This is a genomic window from Saprospiraceae bacterium, from assembly GCA_016715965.1.
Taxonomy (GTDB): domain Bacteria; phylum Bacteroidota; class Bacteroidia; order Chitinophagales; family Saprospiraceae; genus Vicinibacter.
The window spans coordinates 2,219,233-2,239,690 of the sequence record JADJXG010000001.1 but is presented as its reverse complement, the minus strand read 5'-3'; the positions used below and the strand labels follow the sequence as shown (position 1 = coordinate 2,239,690).

Genomic DNA, 20,458 nt, shown 5'->3' with positions numbered 1-20,458 from the left:
TCATCGATCTACACACCTTCTCCATCTCCAATAAAATCCATCACTTCTTTTCGGTGCTTATGACTGATTGGAATGGTATATTTTCCAATAATAAGTTCTTCTGAACTAACAGAATCCACTCTATTCATGTTGACCAAATAAGATCTGTGCACCCTTAAAAAATTGCCGGGAAGTTTATCCTCTATGTCTTTTGAAGTCATCAGACTAAGAATGGATTTGTCCTTAGTCACAAAGGAAATATAATTACCTTCGGATTTTAAAAACAACAATTCCTCAAAAACAACTTTTACTTTTTTTGTTCCATCTTTGATAAATATAAAATCAGATTTAACAGCCTGGACTTCCGGAACGTGCATCTCTTTGTTTCTATCTATAAATGCCCTGCTGACTGCTTTGTAAAATCTGTCAAAAGACAAGGGTTTTACCAGAAAATCCAATACGTCTTCGTATTCATAGGATTTAACTGCAAAATCGGATTCGGAAGTAATCATGATCACAGGTACCTTATTCCGCTTCAACTCCAATAAATAATCTCCTTTCATATCCGGCAAGTTATAATCCAAAAAAATGAGATTGATCTCCTGCGAAGAAAGAACCTGAAGACCGTCAGTACCATTTCCCGCTGAGATGCAGTATTGGACTTGAGAAATCTTTGAACAAAAATGTTTGATTAAATCACAAATCAATGGATCGTCATCAATCACCAGACATCTTAGTGCATTATTCATAGCACGTTTTTAATATTTTATTTTTCTTGTTTGCATATATTCTGCAGTACTTGGCTTTTATAGAATTTTAAAGTACAATTAGCTCTTAATAGTCTTCTTCCACAAAATTAGAACAAATTGATGGTCAAGCAGAATAAATATTAGGATGAATCATTTTTACAGTTTAGATTCACTTTAATAATCATAATATGTTTCGAAAATGAATCACCGTCCAAAACTTATTCGCATATTATTATCCCTTTTTCATCCATCATAATTGGACATTCACAAAACAATTGTCGGGAAAGTGGTCCACCCCTATAATTTTGCAAACTTAACGTATCATCTCAAAACTAGGTAATGAAAAAATTATTTTGTATTATTTGGCTGGTATTCCATTTTACTACCGCAAGCTTTACCCAAAAAAATCCTTCAAACTATAAACCCAGTGCAGCCTATGATTGGTTGAAACTTGCTCTTGAAGTGACAGCAAACGATGTAGATCGGGTAGGTGCAAGACCTACCATCCAATCCAGACAATTGGGAATCACAATCAATGCCATGTATGATGCATGGGCCATTTATGATGATAAAGCCGTTGGTTCTCAATTGGGTTCCAGTGCAAGACGTCCCAAAGCTGAAAGAACGAAAAAAAACAAAGAAATTGCCATCGCTTATGCCATGTACAGGACCATGTTGGATCAATATCCTGCCGATAAAGAGCTGTTAACCAAAGAATTTACAAAAAGAGGATTTAATCCAAACAATAAAAGCACAGACATGGCTACTCCAGAAGGAGTTGGCAATAAAGTCGCAAAAGCATTAATCGATTACCGAAAAAATGATGGCGCAAATCAACATGGCAATGAAATAGGTTCAAACGGCCTGCCATTTTCTGATTATACCTATTACACGCCGGTCCAGTCGTACAAGAAGGTGATCAACCCTGATAAATGGCATCCTCTGCCTTTTGTAGATGCAAAAGGGGATACCTTCTTGGTCAATTTTCTGACACCACATTGGTATCGTGTAAAGCCCTTCGGATTAAAATCATCTGCACAGTTTAGAGCACCCGAATACCCAAAATTCGGATCTGAACAATTGGAAAAAGAAGTCCAGGAAGTGATCGATTTTAATGCAAATCTGACACCAGAGAGAAAATGCATTATAGAGTTTATGAGGGATGGGCCAAGATCAACTGGGCAGGCTGGCCATTGGCTGCAATTTGCCCAAATGGTTTCTGTCAGGGATCAAAATGATCTTGACACTGATGTAAAATTATTCTTTACTGTAGCTATCACGGCTATGGATGCTTTCATCGCTTGTTGGGAAACCAAGAGATATTATGACAGCTCTAGGCCATGGACGCTGGTCAGATGCTACAATCCAGATAAAAAAATCAAAGGATGGGGAGGACCTGACAAAGGCACTCAGGAAATTCCGGCCAATTGCTGGCATCCGTATTCTCCGGCCAATTTTGTTTCACCACCTTTTCCTGCCTATGTTTCAGGACACAGCACTGTGAGCGGGGCCTGTGCCAAAGTTTTGGAATTATTCACAGGAAGTGATCGATTTGGTGAGGAAGAAATTAGAAAACCAGGTATTATTACCGAAACGCCGGGAGATCCAATCTCATTGCCGCTCCCAACATTTACAGCCACTGCTGATATGGCAGGGATTTCTAGGGTGATGGGTGGATATCACATTCAAGCGGACAATATTGAAGGTTTAAAAATGGGTAGAAGCATCGGTCACTACCTATGGGATGATGTCTTTAGCAAGTATTTTGATGGCAGTATTGAAAAGTCCCTAAAGAACGGAAAGACCGTTTCGAAATAACAAATTCTTCCTAACATAGGAATCAATTCATACAACAACGATAAAATAACGGGCCTGTCTGAAAAAGATGGGCTTTGTTTTTTTTAAAAATCATGGGTGCAACAAATAAAAGGTCTGATTCAGAATGAATTCTTAAACCAAAATTGGCTTAGCTGATTTTCAATCAAATGTATGTACAACGGAGGATAAAAATAAAATAGCAGTTGGATTTTTCTTAAATTATTAATTTAATGTCCTTTTCATTTTGATCCTTGATTTCTATTTTGATTGAACTCAAATTGTCATTCATATCACACCTGTCCAAAATAAGTTTAAATTTGATATGTGACCAGTGATTTACAAGTGAATACTAATTTTGAAACGTTATTATAAAATAGAAGCCCATAACACCTATTGTAATTTAAAAAATATATTTTGTTTTTCAAACTACATGCATGTTACTTTCTTTTGGCCGTCAAAAGACGACTGAACGATCTGCGAAGCAGTTTTGAGCAGCTTGTCCCGCCATAGAGGGAACAGCTCAAAAAGTGAAGGAGCCCCCACCAATAAATTGGGGGCAAGGCGCAAGGGATAAAACAAAGATAGTTCGCTGTTTCAATTATCCGCTTTCGCGGTTCACTTCGCCATCGCACTGTCGTACGATGGTATCCTGCGTGGCAGGATACTTCGCTACGATCACCTCGCTCACCCAACTGCAGCTCTTTCGCTATGCTAAAAAAACTCGCCTCTACCTCTCCTACTGGGCTCCACAATCCTCGCTTCGCCAACTCCGTCATAGTGGGTAGCTCCTCGGTTGGGCTCAGACAGTTTTTAGCATGACCGCGAAATTCGCTGGTTGGGTACCCGAGCTGCGGAGCCCTAAGCCGCATTGAAATGCATGAAAACCATCATTATTCCTGATATTTCAATCTAAATAATGAATAATATTACGAGCCTTTTCGTCAGCGGCCCAAGAAGGACAGATTTTGGAAATAGCGCCTTATATTGTCGCTCCTTTAACTGAAACTAATATGATGCACTCATCAAACATACCATCCAAATGAAATGACATTATGGAGCGGCAATATACAGCGCCCAAAATCTGTCCCAACAGAGAACCTTGCAAAATGAACCAAATAAAGATCAATAGAACCAAGGAAGATGCCGCCTTAGAAAAGGCTGCGTTTTTTGTACTCCGCTTTCGCGGCTCCTTCACTTAGAGTGCTGTCGCACTCTACCAAGCTTTTAGCTTGGATCGTTCAGTCGTGCGCGACAAAAAGTGGGAATGTTGATTTGTAAAAATTATTTTGGACATATGTGCTTTCATATTTATTCCAATGGAGCTCAAAACAAAAAAATCTCAGCACTCAAAATGGTTTTATTGTATGGTGTTTTCATATTAAAGTATACCAAAAGATGAAAGTATTTAACCATCATTCGAATGATCTCTTAAGCCAATATTTGCACTGACTTTATGGCCATTACTGCAAATACGTATTTAGTATTTCAGGATCATTTAATCAGAGACTAGAATTGACCATTCAAATTATACGATGAAATAAATGCTTTCTAGTCTCAGAGACAATCAGGTAAGGGAATTAGATGGAGCTTATTCCTGTTTTGATGACAAAAAGCCGAGATTAACAATCCCTATTCTTATAAAAACAAATACGACATTAAAAAATGGAATTGGTCTTCTTAAGATTTGAGCCTTCCATACTGAATGTGGCATTGTTGTCTATCAAACCAATTTTGGATTTAAAAAGATATCCAGACCTATAACCAAGATCCAAGCCAGCATCACAATCCATTCGAAAATGTACTCCTGCCAATACCCGTGACCAGGCGTTTTCGATGGCCATTTCTCTGAATGAATTAAAACTACGTGCATCGCCTTCAAATTCTTTTCTCCCATGGTGCGTATAATCTGTCATGGCAAAATGATCTCCAAGGTATGCGCTTAATATTACATCTGCGGTAGCACCAAACGCAGCATGTCCTGATGGATAGGTTGGAAAAGCAGGAGAAGGAATGTGGGAATACCAATCCTGATTAATGAACTTCTTAACAAAGGTCTCAGGTCTCATCAAATGATAAGTGTATTTAGCATTCCAAATCAACACTGCCGCATCAGACATGGCTAGTCCAAGAACCATGTTCATCTGCAAGCGTGTCCGAAAATCTAAATCAATGAGGGCAGCTGCTTCTTTGGCAATTGAAATCCAACGACCCGGAGGTGACATGGTCAGACCTGCTTTGTCATCGCTCCAAAATTCTGCAATCCACTTTTCTTCACGATTTAGATTTTGTTGGATCATGATCAGCTCATAAGCCTGGGAAAAATACTGGCTATATTCCTCCGGGCAAAATGCAGGAGGAGGAATCACCTGCAAATCACCGGTATCTATTACCAAAGTTCTGACGTTTTTCCAATTTGGCAACAAAGCCGGCATGGGCCTGCCTCCAGTTTTTTCCCAACACAGCGGACACTCCGGCGGAATGTATTTTTCATCGTAATTATACAAAAACGCATCGTGGCCATGGGTATCAGACATGGAATACTTCCAAACTTTTTCCGCCATTTCAAACCCATAACTGATCGATCTCATCTTCTTTTCCGGGTCCAATCGATTTCCCAGTTTCTTGCGAAATTTAGATTCCAGTAATTTGACTTTACCCAGTTGTGCCGGAGGAGCAGTTACAAAAAACAATTCGGCCAGACGGGAATAACAACTATTTACAGAAAGTCCTGCATCTAATCCGATCGTAACGACGTCAGACTGATTATCCATGTTTTGAAGAAAACAGCTAAGGTCCTCAAATTCGGATTCTGTCACAGAAGAAAGGTAAGCTCCCAATCCCAGGTAGGCATGCATTCTGGCAGCTACGGGTGGACGGTATCCAGCAGTGGATTTTTCAAGTTCCAGCAAGAGGTCTGTCCATTCATTTAACATTTCAGATTTATAGTCCTTTGAATTTGAGGTAAAATATTCAAAAAATGTAACAGAGGATAGTACCGCTAAAAGGATGAAATTCCAAAAATTCAGATATTTTTTCATGGTCATTCATTGGCAGACATCAGGACTTGTCCTTACCATTCGGCAAATATAGGTGAAATTCTGTTCCCAAACCAATTTTTGATCGAACCTGAAGATCAATACCGTGTAATTTTATCACTGAATCAACCACTGTCAAACCAATCCCAGTACCTTGTTTGTTTCTCGTTCTTGCATCCCTGTAAAACGGTTTAAATATTTGAGACAACTCACTTTCCTCAATACCTGGCCCGTTGTCTTTGATTACGATCTCTCTGGCACCGGATTCTGGAATCCGGATGTCCACAAAAGCAGATTGGTCTTGCGAAAATTTACAACAATTATCGATGATGTTCATAAATGCGGAACACAAAAGCGAACGGTTTCCCTGTATGTATAATTGTTCTTCTGACATAGGAATCCCCTCATAGTTTATGTGTATTTTATAATCCGGATTGGCTCGAAGAATTTGTTTTCTAGAATCCATCAAAAGTTCTTCAATTCGACAAGACTCTGATTTGAAGTTTCCTTTGAGGGTGTGAATTTTGGCCAACTGCATTAAGTTGTCAGTAATGTCTGAAAGGCGGAAGCAGTCCTGCAGAATGGACTGAGTAATTTTCCGGTATTCTTCTTCCGATCTGTTTTTGCTTCTCAGCAACAGCTCCAATTGGGAAGTCATGACGGAAATTGGATTCTTGAGCTCATGCGCCACATTTGAAATAAAGTTTTTTTGATAAGCAAATGCTTCATCGATCCGATCGAGCATTTTATTAAAAGTAGTGATCAAATGAGATATTTCATCTCCCTCCTTGGTCTCTTTCAATCTTGTGTCCAGACTGGATGGCAGTATATTGTCCACCTGATCATTTAATGTTTTGAAAGGTTTTAGAGAATGGGAGGTGTACCAGAATCCCCCAATGGCCGCAATACCCAATGACAATAAGAAGGTTAATAACAACAAATTACTGATATCATTCAACTCCTTACTGCCCATTTTCTTTTGGGCAATGACGACCCATTTTTCTCCATGCCCCACCGATTTGATAAATCCAATGATCAGTTGATTGCCTGATCCAAATCTCCGGATCTCTGATTGATCCATTAATTCTAAAAAATCGGAATATTGAATCTTTATTGGGACAGGACTTAAACTAAACAGTTTGTGATACTGCTGGTCAAAAATCTCCAAATCAAAACTTGAAGGAAGAAAGGATGTATCCTTGTAATTACCCATGTTCGATTTCTCAGTCCAAATCCGATCCACCAAGACTGATGACTGGGCTTTCATTTTCTGGAAATTGTCCTGCACCAGAATTTCCTTGTATTTAGAATAAAAAAATGACAAAGCAAATCCCAGAATCAAAGCAAACAGGAGAATGTAGTGCAGTGTTAATCGGGTCTTAATCTGCATTTACTCCGCTTTAAAAATGTAACCTGTCTTGTACACAGTATGGATCAGTTTAACGGAATGATCTTTGTCAATTTTCTTTCGTAAAAAATTAATATAAACCTCTACAATATTGGTGCCTGTATCAAAATCCAACTCCCAAACTTTCTCACAAAGCTCCTCTTTTGAAATGATCCTTTCCGGATTTCTGATAAAATAATCCAACAAGGCAAATTCTTTGGGTGTCAATTGAATTCTATTGCCATTTAAGCTGCGATATACAGAGTTGGTTCTATAATTCACTTCAAGGTCAAAATATTTAAAATTCTTCACCGATGTGATCGAAGTATCAATGGGTCTTCTTGCAAGTGCCTTTATTCTCATTAAAAGCTCCTTAAATTCGAAAGGTTTGACCAAATAATCGTCGGCACCGGATTCGAATCCTGTCGATTTGTCTTCCATTTGGGCAAGCGCCGTCAAGAAAATAAATGGAGTGTGAATGCCTTCCCCTCTGATTTTTTTGATTAATTCAAACCCCGATAGACCGGGCAGCATCACATCGGAAACGATTACTGAATATTTTTCTTCCAGGGCTGCATCCAAAGCTGCATTGCCATCAAAATAAAGATCGCATTCAAACCCTTGTTCTAATAGACCATCTCTGATCGATAAACCCAATTTACGCTCGTCTTCAATAATCAGTATTTTAAGCACACATTCATTTTTTTTAAATATTTAAAACGTTTATTTCTCATAAAATGTAAAGATAAATAAAATCCAACTGGAATAAATTGACTTTAATAACCATGCCATAATCCCAGGGGCCAAATTAGCTTTTGTATTGATTTTCAAGGTTTCATATTGAATAAATGACCCCAATTTTAATGACTTTTTAATAATTTTAAAGGCTTTGTGGGGTTGGCAACCCTTATCTTTGCCTCGAAAAAATTATATTATATCATGATAAACTTTAACAAATTACTATTTCAACTTGTAGTGTTGTTCTTTGCTGTTACCCTCATCACCGGATGTAACAGGGACGGGGACAACAATACCACAACTGACGACAACAAGGTCAGTTCATATCCTTATGAAGCCGTTTGGGAATGGAACGATGTGTATTTGAAAATTGAGAGGTATGCGGCCGGCTACCGTCCCGGACCCGCTCCAACTTCTTTGGCTTACATGGGAATTGCTATTTATGAAGCATGTGCCCCTGGATTTTCAGAGTACAAATCCATCGCCACATCATTTCCTGAAGTTAGTTTCCCTAAAATCATTGAAAATCAAGAATATCACTGGCCAACTGTGGTGAATGCAGTGTACAATGTGATGATGCCCAGATTTTTTGTGGATCAGACAGCTGAACACAAATCCTGGATGTCTCAACTCAATGCCCGTCTCAATGCAAAATACCGCGGAGAGGTATCTCAGGAAGTTTTTGAGCGTTCTGTAGAAAGAGGTCAAGACGTGGCTGAAGTTGTATGGAATTGGTTTACCAATGACCCTGTTGCCTACAACCACTATAAAAATCCTTTCCAAGGATATGATTGGAACACAGCCTACAAAAAAGAAGGAGATTGGAGACCAACTCCTCCGGGACCTGATCAACCAATGGGTGGTGTGTATGGACGTTGCAAAACCTTTGTCATAAGAGGAGATGGAGAAAAAACATGCAGAAAACCTCTTCCTTACAGTACGGATCCTAAATCACCTTACTACGGTCAGGGTTATGAAGTATTGACTCGCAACAATGCCATTGAAGCTGAAGAAGATCAGTGGGTTGGTGAGTTTTGGAGCGATGATTTGTTGGGTCAGACCTTCAGTCCTGGACCTCGTTGGATTGCAATTGGCAATCAGGTTTTGGAAATTGAAAAAAGCAATCTGGAAACTGCCATCGTGATGGCTGCTAAAGTGGGTATTGCTCTGCACGAAGCAGCTGTGGCCTGTTGGTATTCTAAATACCTTTACAATCTGGAAAGACCCGTAACTTATATTCAAAAATACATTGACCCCACTTGGGTGCCATCGCTCGATTGGGCTGCCAACAATTTTGTCGGCTTTAGCCCTCCATTCCCAGCCTACCCTTCCGGTCACTCAACCATGGGAGCAGCTGGTGCAGAAGCCCTCAGCAGCATTTTCGGTTACAGATATGCCATGACGGACAAATGTCACCTTGGAAGAAGGGAGTTTAACGGAAATCCACGTTCATTCAATAGTTTTTACGAAATGGCTCAGGAAAATGCCTGGTCCAGGGTTCCACTTGGAGTCCATTGGAGAATGGACTGTGAAGAAGGTGTCAGATTTGGCAATGAGATCGGAACCTGGGTTAATAACAGACTTCCCTGGAAAGGATAATTATATCGCTTAAATTCATTTTAAATAGAAAGCCATCTGTATTTGACAGATGGCTTTTTTTAATTAGAACCAATTATGATGCACTTAATAAAGTTCAGAATTTTGATTTTATGGCTATTTACATTTTCTATTTATATATCTTGCAATGAATGGAAATCAAAGCCAGCAAAGGAAGGCGAATTGTTGGAATACTATACTACCGGAGAGTTGCAGAAAAAATACAAACTTTCCTATGGCAAAAAAGATGGAGAATGCCTGTTTTACGATAAGGATGGGAAGGTGAAAGGAATTATTCGTTATCGCAACGATCTTCAGGAAGGCAAAACGGAATATTTTTATCCTTCGGGAAAACACAGAGAAATTCAATATTATTCAGAAGGAAAAAAAACGGGTTGGGACAGCGTCTTTTATGAAAATGGACAATTGTTTCAGCTGATTCATTTTATGAATGGCCAATTACATGGGGATCAATACCATTATGACACCACTGGTAAAATGATACACCACGGTATATTTAATGCTGACACTTTGGTTAAAGTCATTGACCTTAGGTAAGTATTATTGGCTTGAAAATTGAGAAAAATCACTTTTAAGAATAACAGCGCTCATTGGATTTATTCCATTATTAATTATGGAATTGCCTTTTAGATAATATTGGACTACATTCATCCCCTAAAACACTGGTTTCAACCATCGGACACGACATTCGACATGGATGCGAATTACTTTTGTGAGCCTTAATTAATTTCAGTTTTAACCAAATCAAAATTATGAAAACTATTATTACTTCATTGTTCACATTTATCTTCTTGGGCTGGCAATTAAGCCCCAGTCAAGCGCAAGGTTGTGTTGCTGTCCGAAGCACAGGAAGTGCTTGTACTGGTTTGACAAACTTTGTTCAACCCAATCACGGCTGGCAATTAAATTTTGCTTACAGATATTTTAAATCTTACAAACATTTCAGAGGAAATCATGAGGAAAAAAATCGTGTGGAGGCTGGATCTGATGTGAGAAATTATACCAACAATTTAGACATCGGAATCACCAAATTCTTAAATCAGAGATGGTCCATTGGGATCAATATTCCATTCCAATCCACCTCGCGATCTTCTCTGTATGAGCATGATGGAAAGACCAGACATTTTACGGAAGCTACTGGATTAGGCGACCTTCGCATTTCTGCAGGTGCCTGGTTGTTTAAGCCCTCTTCAAAAGGCAATGTACAAATTGCCCTGGGGATAAAATTACCAACAGGGGACTACAATTATATGGATTTTTTCTATAAGAATGATTCCACTGAATTGCTGGGACCTGTTGATCAATCCATACAACTGGGCGATGGTGGAACCGGGATAACAACGGAAGTCAATGCCTTCTACAATCTGTTTTCCAAGTTGGGTATTTACGGTAATTTTTACTACTTGTTTAATCCTAGAGATCAAAACGGTACCTCCACCGCCAGAGGAGGAACACCGAATGCCACTGCGATAAAATACAAAACTGCCACCATGAGTGTTGCTGATCAGTATCTGATACGTGGTGGTATTAATTTTACAAGCCGTCGTTTTTCAGCTGGTGCTGGAGTCAGGGCGGAGGGAATTCCCAGTGCTGATGTATTTGGGGCCAGCAACGGATTTAGACGTCCGGGATATGTGATATCGGTAGAACCATCCGTTAATTACCAGTTTAATGCCTTCAGTGTATTTGCCTCAGTTCCTATTGCCCTGGAAAGAAACCGCGTGCAAAGTCAATCAGACATCGCAAGATCCACACCGGAAAATGTGGTCATAGGAGATGCCGCTTTTGCCGATTACTCCATTAATATTGGATTGTTTTATCAATTCGGGGGAATGCAACATTCCAGAGACATTAAAATGGATATGGAATAAAAGAATTCATTCTAATAAAAATTCACAAATAGCACTGTTTAGAATCGAATGAATTGGTTTTAATTAAAAGAGTTTTTCATTACCTCCCCTAAAACCCATACGTTACCCTTCCCAACTATTGGGAGGGGTAAACTCCTGGGAATTATGGATTCTAATTTTCAATTATTCTTTTAAATTCAATAAAGGAAACTTGAGCTTTTGATTTCAATCATTGATCCAGCCTACAGGACCACCATTTTTCTCAATTTATAAATATTTTTGGCCATGAAAATTAAATATTTTTTCTTGTTTATCTTTTTTTCAATTCTATCTTTCGGGGCAATGTCCCAAACTCCAGTGGACAATCTGATGATGAACAAAGGCAGAATTTGTTTTGCCGGAATATATACACATGATTCATGGAATCAGTACTGGGAAGGTAAGTTAAAAAGGGACAATGGGAATATAGGCACATTGACCAGACAAACCTTTATGCCAATGTTTTCACTTGGTCTTACCAATAAAATCAATTTGTTGGCTGCTCTTCCATATGTTACCGCTGCACCATCCGCCGGTCAGTTTATCGATCAAAAAGGTCTGCAGGATATTGGTCTTTGGCTAAAAACCACTCTCTTGAATAAAACTATGGGTCCAGGCAGTTTTCAAGTACACGGGGTCATAGGATTTAGTACTCCTGCTTGGAATTACAACAAAGATTATCAGCCTTTCAGTTTGGGACTTGGAGCAAAGGAAGGTTCTCTCAGGGCCATTGCGCATTATCAATTAAACAATGGATTATTTTTCAGAGCGCTGGGATCCTATCATTTAAGAAGCAACATCACCATCGAAAGAGATTTTTACTACACGGACAAACCCATCTACTCCAATATAGTAGATATGCCAGATGCTATCATGTTTGGTTTTAATTTAGGGGGCTGGTGGCTCAACAATACCCTGAACGTCTACGCAAGTTATGATGGAATGGTTTCTCTTTCTGGCCATGATATCAGAAGGCAGGACATGCCTTTCCCCTCCAATAAAATGAACTTTAGCCGAGCAGGTCTAAATATTCAATATTATTTTCCATTCCTAAAGCAAATGAGTGTTGTTATCTCTGCCATGCAAGTATTAGACGGCAGGAATTTTGGGCAATCTTCCATTTATTCCGGGGGCCTGACTTACCAGTTTGGAATATGGAACAAATCATCCAATTAAACTCCTTCCATTAAAACAAAATGTCAAAAAATGAAAAAGATATTTAATCAAACTATATTTATAATAATAAGCATTGCATTTTTTGCAGGCTGTGTAGCAGACTTACCTGAATATTTTGAATTTACACCCTTCGAATATTCTAAGGTGGATGAAACTGGAGGGAACTGGAAAACAGTTCTTATTACCGATGTGAACGCCATACAACTTGCAACTCCTGCAGCGATTGGGAGTTCTGAGTACAATCAGGAATTAAGTGCCTTGAAAGACATGTCTCAAAATCCAAGTGCAGAGCAAATAGAAGCCATTCAATATTGGGCAGGTGATGGCATCGTCAGATGGAATGAAATTATCCGGGCGTTTATTTCTAAATACAATCTTCCACCTGCTCCGGTCGATGGGGTCTATGGAGCTCCCAATGCAGCAAACCCCAGTGCTTATCCAAATTTTCCATTTGCACATCCTACTTATGCTTGTCGGGCTTTGGCATATTTAAGTGGAGCCCAATATGATGCAATGATTGTCAGCTGGCACAATAAATTTAAATTCAACCGCTCGGCTCATCAAAAAGCGGATTCAAGTATTTCTTTAAGATTACCGGCAACAGATATTCCCACCTATCCTTCAGAGGGGGCCGTCATTGCGGCAGTTTCAAGGGTAATGCTTACTGCATTGTTTCCACTTGAAAAAGAATGGATTGCACTTAAAGTGGAAGAACATAAAAACAGTCTGATGTGGGCAGGAAAAAATGTATTGAGTGATATTCAAGCAGGAGATTCGCTTGGGTCCATCATTGCAGCTGAATTTTTGAAACGAGCATCAACGGATGGCATGAGGAATGCACAAACTCCAAAACCAATTTCTGATTCCATCAAACAATTGGCCATCGATCGATTTGGTTGGTCCTGGAAAAATCTTGAAACTCCGGAAAGACCCGTGGGCATCACTCCATTGTTTGGAAAAGTCAAGCCTTGGTTCATATCTAATATTGAGACTGTGAGACCCGGACCTCCCCCTGCCATTGGAAGTGAGCAATTTAATATAGCAGCTGATGAACTCAAGGAAATTGCCAAAAACCTTACCCAGGAGCAAAGAGCAATTGCTTACAAATATTCCGATGGAATAAGTACTTATTCACCCCCAGGTCACTGGAACAGGATCGCGGTGGAAGACATCACAAAAAACAAAATGAATCCAATCCGGACAGCCCGCGTGCTCGCCTATTTGAATTATGCGGTAATGGATGCGGGAATCAGTTGTTGGGATACAAAATATTTTTACCACTACCCCAGGCCATCCCAAGCCATTCCCAATTTTAAAACTTTGTTGGGAATCCCTAATTTTCCGGCATACACCAGCGGACACTCAACGTTTTCGAGCGCTGCTGCCACCGTCCTGTCTCATTTTTTCCCTTCCTCAAAGGCAAGATTTGAAGCGATCGCTGAAGAAGCAGCGATTTCCAGATTGTACGGTGGGATTCACTATCGCTTTGATTCTGAAACAGGGAATGCTACGGGTAAATTAATTGGGGATTATTCGGTCAATGTGGCAAAAGTGGATGGTGTAGAGTAAAAAATAATTTGAATCAATAATTTTCATTGCTTCGTTTAGAAGCTCAATGTAGCTATTCTTTAACAATTTAATGCTAAACCGGGTATTGCTATTACTGGTATAAGTTATGATTTGAATGCGCCATTACTTTTAGTCATTGGTGCCGATATGTAGCATATCTTTGAATCGATAAAATAATTTTTTAGAACCATCCATTCACTTTGCAATTTCGTTTAATTCCAACGATGATTTTTAAGCTTCCATTCCAGGGATTTACGATAGAGTTTTTTCAATTTCTTGTCCAACTTTTTGGCATACCACTCGCCATTTTCTTTATAGAAATTCTTCTTTGACAATTCGTTGATAACGGGTCGGAAAGCATTCAGCCGAAGATGTCTTGGCCAAGGTGCTGGCAAGGATTGACCTTTCTGGTCCAAAAAAACAAAGGCATCAAGTTCCTGCCCTTCTGTATGTGCCTGTGCAATGATCACTATGGTAGAATTCCGAAAATCAGGTAAAACATTGGTCTGCAAATTTGAATCCAGGTAAATTGCTTTTCTGAAATTGTGATTTTTTAATTCAACATGATCTCTGTCATAATAAAAATAAACCGGACACAAACTGAAATTGCTTTTCATCCCGGCCATTAAGTAGTAATTAAAAGAATCCCTTTCTTTCTTCACGCGATCAATGGTGTTTTTGGTATCCATATAATTCCTGGAATCAATGGGCTGACGATCCAGCAGTTTCTGCAATGCCTCTAATTTATTTTGTTCACTTCTAAGCCGGACCAGAATTTGACCATTTGACACATCCTGTATCAACTGGTATGCCGTGTATCCAATGCTGTCCTTTTGAGCCTTCAAACCAAAAATGTTAAAACAAACTAAAAGTGCTATGATGTAATACCTTTGGCTCTGTAATTTTGCGTTGAAAGACATTCTATTCTAACGATTTTAACGAACAAATGTCTGTAATTAATTAACAAACCACCAAAATTAAAATCATCAGTATGTCTCAATACATTGACATAGAAACTCTTAATCAGCAGATTGCGATAGAAAGCCAATTTCTTGAACCTCTCCGCCAGTCGCACGCATCAGTCATTGTTGGCCAGGAATCTATGATGCACAGGTTGCTGGTTGGTCTTCTTACGAAGGGTCATATTTTGTTGGAAGGGCTTCCGGGATTGGCCAAAACTTTGGCCATTAAAACCTTGGCGGCCTCCATTGATGTTAAATTCAGTAGGATCCAATTTACACCGGATTTACTACCCGCAGACATCATCGGAACTTTAATCTACAATCCCGCCGATCACCAGTTTGCCATTAGGAAGGGACCCATTTTTGCCAATTTAATTTTGGCAGATGAAATCAATCGTGCTCCGGCAAAAGTTCAATCCGCACTTTTGGAAGCCATGCAGGAGCGGCAGGTGACCATTGGAAAAGAGAGTTTCAAATTAGAAGAGCCATTTCTTGTGCTCGCGACACAAAATCCCATTGAACAAGAAGGTACATACCCTTTGCCAGAAGCGCAGGTGGATCGATTTATGATGAAGGTAGTCGTCGGTTATCCCCAAATGGAAGAAGAGAGACAAATCCTCAGAAGAAATCTCAATGATCAATTTTCTGTTGAAGTCAAACCTGTCCTTCATCCTGATGATATAATAAAAGCAAGGAGATCGGTACAAAAAATTTACCTGGATGAAAGAATTGAAAAATACATTCTCGACATTATTTTCGCAACCAGGTACCCTGAAAAATACCAGTTGAGTCAACTCAAACCACTGATCACTTTCGGTGCCTCCCCCAGAGCAAGTATCTTCCTGGCACTTGCCGCCAAAGCAAATGCCTTTTTAAACAGGAGAGGATTTGTCATACCTGAAGATGTCCAATCGATGACAAAAGATATTCTTCGTCACAGGATAGGTCTCAGTTATGAAGCGGAAGCAGAAGAAATTCATCAGGAAGAAATAATTTCTCAGATCTTATCCAAAGTGGAGGTACCTTGATTCGACTTTAATGTTGAAACAATGATGATAAAGTGTCCTAAATTTTTACAAATTCTTTTAATTGGCTTAATGGATCTTGTAATCCAAGGGATTGGTCACGCGCAGAACATAGGATATGAGCAAATAAAACATCGCTTTTCACATCCCGAAAGAGGCATATGGATTGATCATTATGCCGGATACAATCAGCACGGTGAAATCATTTTTATTAGTCTTGCTCATGATCAAAAGGAGATATTTGGAATCATTAAAAACATTACAAAACATCTTACTTACGGAATTGAAGGAAACTATAAAAAATCTAACTTAAATACCATCCTAACAGACAGTACCGGTAACAGAATTGGTACTTTTGAAGGGAAAATCAGGGACAGTTTTTTGATCGCAAATGCATTTCACTTACAAAGTGCCCAAATCATCCATTGCAAACAGGTAAGCCGATACACACAAGAAACTCCCGATTGCCCAGTTCAGCTGTATTATTCAGAATATAGCAGCTCCGACAATTCCAGGCTCCTGACCTTGCGCAGATTTGAGGATGGATCATTTTCCGGTTTGTTGGTTGATCTGGCAGATAGCAGCGCTTCGTGGGTGCATGGTAGCATTTCATTCGGCAATCCTAATCCCGGAACCATTTTTGTCTGTCATTTCAATTCAATTGTCAAGAAAAAAGGTGAAATCCAATTTAAAAATGACAGTACCCTCGCCCTATCGATTGCTGAACCAAAAACAAAACTACTCTTTTACAGGTCGAAAAAATTTCCTTTTAAATGCAGGACTGAAACTCATTTAAGCTTGCAAGGCAATTCGAGATTTCCGTGGCCTGAAGACAAATCCTTTCGAAAATCTATTCAGGAGGAAGTCAAAAGGTGGAATGATAAAATCTATGAACATGGTATCAAATCCATGGCCTTGTACCAAACCTACAACCTTGAATTCGTTCCCATTTGGTGGACCGATCAAATTGTTTCCGGTAGCATTAGAATGGATGATCCGGTCGATTCTAAATGGAGAGAAATCCCATGGCATTATTCTTTCAGACAAAATCAAACATTTACTTTGGATGATATTTTTGACAAAGACAGCGATTATAGAACGAGAATTAGCCAAAATATTCAAAGGATTAAGCAGAATATGTTGGAAGGAACGAACGGACCATTGCATGAATTCATTGTGGGTGATCCTTTTGAAAACTGGAGCATAACACCCCTTGGTTTTTCCTTTCAATCCAATTGGCATCCCATCTATGGTGAATTTAGAATTCTGATCCAATATAAAACTATGTTGGATCAAATCAAAAAAAATGGACCTCTAAAAAAAATGATCTAATCTATGGAAGTTCAGGACTTGCTCACCAGGGTGAAGAGAATAGAGATTAAAACAAAATCCCTTACCAATCAAATGTTTTCAGGGGCATGGTATTCTAGTTTTAAAGGAAGGGGAATGTCCTTTTCTGAAGTCCGTGAATATGCTGCCGGAGACGATATAAGACACATAGACTGGAATGTCACCGCCAGAACTGGACAACCATTTGTAAAGGTGTTTGAAGAAGAACGTGAACTCACCATTATGTTAATGATTGATGTGAGTGATTCTACTTTTTTTGGAAGTACTGAATATCTCAAAACGGAATGGATTACAGAACTGGCAGCAGTTCTTGCCTTTTCTGCATCTCAAAATCAGGACAAGGTGGGATTGCTACTTTTTTCAGATAAAGTTGAACTTTACATTCCACCCAAGAAAGGCAAGCAACATATATTAAGACTTATCAGAGAAATGCTTGTTGTGAAACCCGGCAAAAAAAAATCAGGTCTTGATATTCCATTAAAATATCTTAACGGAATCATGAACAAAAAATGTGTTTGCTTTATTTGTTCTGATTTTCAATTTAACATTCCTGAATCGTCTCTTAGAATCGTTTCGAAAAGACATGATTTGATTGGTTTCCAAGTGTTGGATCCACTTGAATTAAGCATGAAATCAGTGGGTGTCATTCCTGTAAGAGATGCCGAAACCGGTGAATTTACTATGCTTGATTCACTGGACAAATTTGGTCTTCAGTTGATTCAACAAAATCAAGAAAATCACAATCAAAAAGTTCGCAGTGCATTTTTACGAAGCAAAGCAGACTTTATGACACTAGACTTGAACGCGTCTTATACCAAAAGTCTTATTAAATTTTTTAAACGAAGAAGTGTTTGATGTTGAAAAGGATCCGTTTTTTCCTAGGTCTATTCATCTTCACGGAGGTTCTATCCGCGCAATCTGAATTTCAACAGAAGCTGGATACTTCTGCGATGCTTATTGGTGATCAGCAGTGGATTCATCAGACAAGCAGTTCTGTGGACTTTACCCAGGACCCACTATCTGGACTTGACACACTATCCTGGATGGAGATTCTTGAAGTACAAGCCTGGTCAAAAATAAATGATCAGAAGTATGTACGAAAAATCCGCTTTACAGTATTTGATAGTGGAACATTTCAAATATTGCCATTTCCTATCTATTATCCGAAGGATACATTGACGTCCCAGCCCCTAAGTCTCAAAGTATTTTTTGTGCAAGATAGTACAGAATCCTTAAGACCTATCAAAGACATAATTGCTACTGACAAAGAAGATCAGCTCTACTTATACGCACTGTTTGGAATCATCCTGTTGGGCATCATGTTGTTTATCCTTTACAAACTTTTCAAATCAGATGAGAGAATTCCGGAACCAGTGGTTTTTAAAACCGGAGCTTCTGCTGATCAAATTGCCCTTTCAGAACTGAATAAATTGTTGCAAGAAAAGTATTGGCAAAGAGGGCAAATTAAAAGGCATTACGATGAACTGACCAGAATTCTCCGCAGCTATCTTTCGGATGGTTTTTTTATACCCGCAAAAGAATCTACCACCAGTGAAATTGTACAAATATTAGAAGCATTTGAACCGTCTTTGCAACAATTGGAGCAGTTTGAAAAAATTTTTCAGATGGCTGACCTCGTAAAATTCGGTAACCATCAGCCAGAAATACAAGTACATTCCGATTTAATTTCTCTATCTGAACATTTTGTGAAATCAAACTCATTGTTTATTCAAGATTTACAGGAAAAAAATAAAATTACATATGCTAAAATTCTTGGGACGGAGACCGCAGCACAATTTGAATTTCCGAATGAAGTCGTTCCCCTCCCACTTGTCCAATCATATACTTCCGGGTATTCAGAACTTACTTTAATCAGTCGGTTAATCCGAATCCAAAAGTTCGAAATTCCAATCGATTGGGTGAAATGGCACCAATCAAAACTCGGTTTACTCAATCGATGGCATGCCGGATTTGTTTTAAAAAATAACCAATGGTATCAGACAGTTTTTATTTGGATTCCCGCTTTTATGGTCATTTCTATTTTTTTCCCAATCCTTCTCCTTGTTTCCTTGTTTAATAAAACAACACTACTTTCAGGAGGCATATTTACCTTGAGTAAAAATAAAAAAATTCTTTTGGATCACAGTAAATTGAGATGATGGACTGGATTTCAAATATTCATTGGCACCATCCATGGGCACTTCTATTGTTGCTCTTAATTCCTTTTTTGTATTACAAAAGCGGCTCTCAGAAAATTAGCCATTCCTATCTCCAAATCCCAACTACATCCTTTATCAGTAGGTCAAATTCAGTGCGAATTCAATTGTACCGCTTTTTTCCCTGGCTAAATTATTTAGGTCTTTTGTTTTTTATAATCGCCCTCGCCAGACCCCAATATATTTTAAGAGAAGAAAAGGTGAATGCGGAAGGCATTGATATTTTTATGGTCATGGATCTTTCATCCAGCATGCTGTCTCAGGATTTCGAACCCAACAGACTGGAAGTGAGCAAGGAGGTAGCCGTGGAATTTATACAAGCAAGAAAATATGACAGAATCGGTATAGTAGGATTTGCCGGCGAAGGTTTTACCCAATGTCCCCTTACGGTAGATCAGAATATATTGATCAATCTGTTGAATGAATTGGAATGTGGCATTTTGGAAGATGGTACAGCCATAGGGATGGGTATATCTACTGCAGTGAGTCGATTAAAAGAGGATACCCTCGCTAAAAGCAAAGTCATTATCTTGATTACAGATGGAGTAAATAATGCCGGGGAAATATCTCCCGGGTTAGCTGCACAATTGGCTCAAACCTTCCAAATCAAAATTTATTCTATTGGAGTGGGGACCAAAGGTGAGGCTTACTCACCCATTGGCCGAAACTACCAAGGCGAATATGTGTTTGGTATGGCGCCAGTCAATATAGATGAATCATTGTTGCATACCATTTCCTCTCAAACCGGAGGAAAATATTATCGAGCCACCAATAGAGAACAACTCAAAGAAATTTATCATGAGATTGACCAATTGGAAAAAACCAAAATTGAAGTCAGAACCTATAAAAGATATTCCGAACAATACCGCATTTTCGTTTGGGCAGGTATTTTTATGATTGGAATTGCCAGTTTTATTCGTCATTTTTTAAATCCCATGATGCCGTAAT

The 20,458-nt window shown here is 39.0% G+C and carries 16 protein-coding genes; 11 read left to right on the top strand and 5 right to left on the bottom strand.

What is annotated here, in order from left to right:
- Window positions 1-8: 8 nt before the first annotated feature.
- On the bottom strand, window positions 9-728 hold the full coding sequence (locus tag IPM48_08300) for a response regulator transcription factor (protein MBK9271586.1): 720 nt from the start codon (window positions 726-728) through the stop codon (window positions 9-11).
- 339 nt (window positions 729-1,067) lie between these two features.
- Here IPM48_08300 and IPM48_08295 point away from each other — a divergent pair, with 339 nt between their 5' ends.
- Entirely contained in the window at window positions 1,068-2,546 is a 1,479-nt protein-coding gene (locus tag IPM48_08295) for a vanadium-dependent haloperoxidase (GenBank protein MBK9271585.1), read from the top strand.
- A 1,655-nt stretch (window positions 2,547-4,201) separates the two neighbouring features.
- Here IPM48_08295 and IPM48_08290 read toward each other — a convergent pair.
- The 3 genes from IPM48_08290 to IPM48_08280 are packed head-to-tail and all read right to left on the bottom strand — an operon-like array spanning window position 4,202 to window position 7,661.
- Window positions 4,202-5,584, bottom strand: coding sequence for a vanadium-dependent haloperoxidase (locus tag IPM48_08290; GenBank protein MBK9271584.1), 1,383 nt, complete (start codon window positions 5,582-5,584; stop codon window positions 4,202-4,204).
- 19 nt (window positions 5,585-5,603) lie between these two features.
- Window positions 5,604-6,971, bottom strand: coding sequence for a HAMP domain-containing histidine kinase (locus tag IPM48_08285; protein MBK9271583.1), 1,368 nt, complete (start codon window positions 6,969-6,971; stop codon window positions 5,604-5,606).
- Window positions 6,972-7,661: a response regulator transcription factor gene (locus IPM48_08280; protein MBK9271582.1), complete on the bottom strand. Its 690-nt coding sequence runs from the start codon at window positions 7,659-7,661 to the stop codon at window positions 6,972-6,974.
- A gap of 246 nt (window positions 7,662-7,907) precedes the next feature.
- On the opposite strand from IPM48_08280, the gene IPM48_08275 reads away from it, so the two are divergent.
- The 5 genes from IPM48_08275 to IPM48_08255 all read left to right on the top strand — a co-directional run bounded on the left by IPM48_08275 (window position 7,908) and on the right by IPM48_08255 (window position 13,957).
- Window positions 7,908-9,305: a vanadium-dependent haloperoxidase gene (locus IPM48_08275; GenBank protein MBK9271581.1), complete on the top strand. Its 1,398-nt coding sequence runs from the start codon at window positions 7,908-7,910 to the stop codon at window positions 9,303-9,305.
- 75 nt (window positions 9,306-9,380) lie between these two features.
- Window positions 9,381-9,860, top strand: coding sequence for a hypothetical protein (locus IPM48_08270; GenBank protein ID MBK9271580.1), 480 nt, complete (start codon window positions 9,381-9,383; stop codon window positions 9,858-9,860).
- A 215-nt stretch (window positions 9,861-10,075) separates the two neighbouring features.
- Window positions 10,076-11,194: a hypothetical protein gene (locus tag IPM48_08265; GenBank protein MBK9271579.1), complete on the top strand. Its 1,119-nt coding sequence runs from the start codon at window positions 10,076-10,078 to the stop codon at window positions 11,192-11,194.
- Between the two features lie 264 nt (window positions 11,195-11,458).
- The gene (locus tag IPM48_08260) at window positions 11,459-12,388 is read left to right on the top strand and encodes a transporter (GenBank protein ID MBK9271578.1); all 930 of its coding nucleotides are present in this window, start codon (window positions 11,459-11,461) and stop codon (window positions 12,386-12,388) included.
- A gap of 30 nt (window positions 12,389-12,418) precedes the next feature.
- Window positions 12,419-13,957, top strand: coding sequence for a phosphatase PAP2 family protein (locus IPM48_08255; protein ID MBK9271577.1), 1,539 nt, complete (start codon window positions 12,419-12,421; stop codon window positions 13,955-13,957).
- Window positions 13,958-14,169: 212 nt separating this feature from the next.
- Here IPM48_08255 and IPM48_08250 read toward each other — a convergent pair whose 3' ends face one another.
- Window positions 14,170-14,877, bottom strand: coding sequence for a hypothetical protein (locus IPM48_08250; protein MBK9271576.1), 708 nt, complete (start codon window positions 14,875-14,877; stop codon window positions 14,170-14,172).
- 71 nt (window positions 14,878-14,948) lie between these two features.
- On the opposite strand from IPM48_08250, the gene IPM48_08245 reads away from it, so the two are divergent.
- From IPM48_08245 to IPM48_08225, 5 genes are all read left to right on the top strand, one after another.
- Window positions 14,949-15,947: a MoxR family ATPase gene (locus IPM48_08245; GenBank protein MBK9271575.1), complete on the top strand. Its 999-nt coding sequence runs from the start codon at window positions 14,949-14,951 to the stop codon at window positions 15,945-15,947.
- A gap of 69 nt (window positions 15,948-16,016) precedes the next feature.
- Window positions 16,017-17,276: a hypothetical protein gene (locus IPM48_08240; protein MBK9271574.1), complete on the top strand. Its 1,260-nt coding sequence runs from the start codon at window positions 16,017-16,019 to the stop codon at window positions 17,274-17,276.
- 3 nt (window positions 17,277-17,279) lie between these two features.
- Entirely contained in the window at window positions 17,280-18,149 is an 870-nt protein-coding gene (locus tag IPM48_08235) for a DUF58 domain-containing protein (GenBank protein ID MBK9271573.1), read from the top strand.
- Entirely contained in the window at window positions 18,149-19,453 is a 1,305-nt protein-coding gene (locus IPM48_08230; protein ID MBK9271572.1) for a hypothetical protein, read from the top strand. Before IPM48_08235 ends, IPM48_08230 begins: the two co-directional genes overlap by 1 nt.
- Before the next feature lie 17 nt (window positions 19,454-19,470).
- Window positions 19,471-20,457, top strand: a complete 987-nt coding sequence (locus IPM48_08225) for a VWA domain-containing protein (protein MBK9271571.1) — start codon at window positions 19,471-19,473, stop codon at window positions 20,455-20,457.
- Window position 20,458 lies beyond the last annotated feature (1 nt).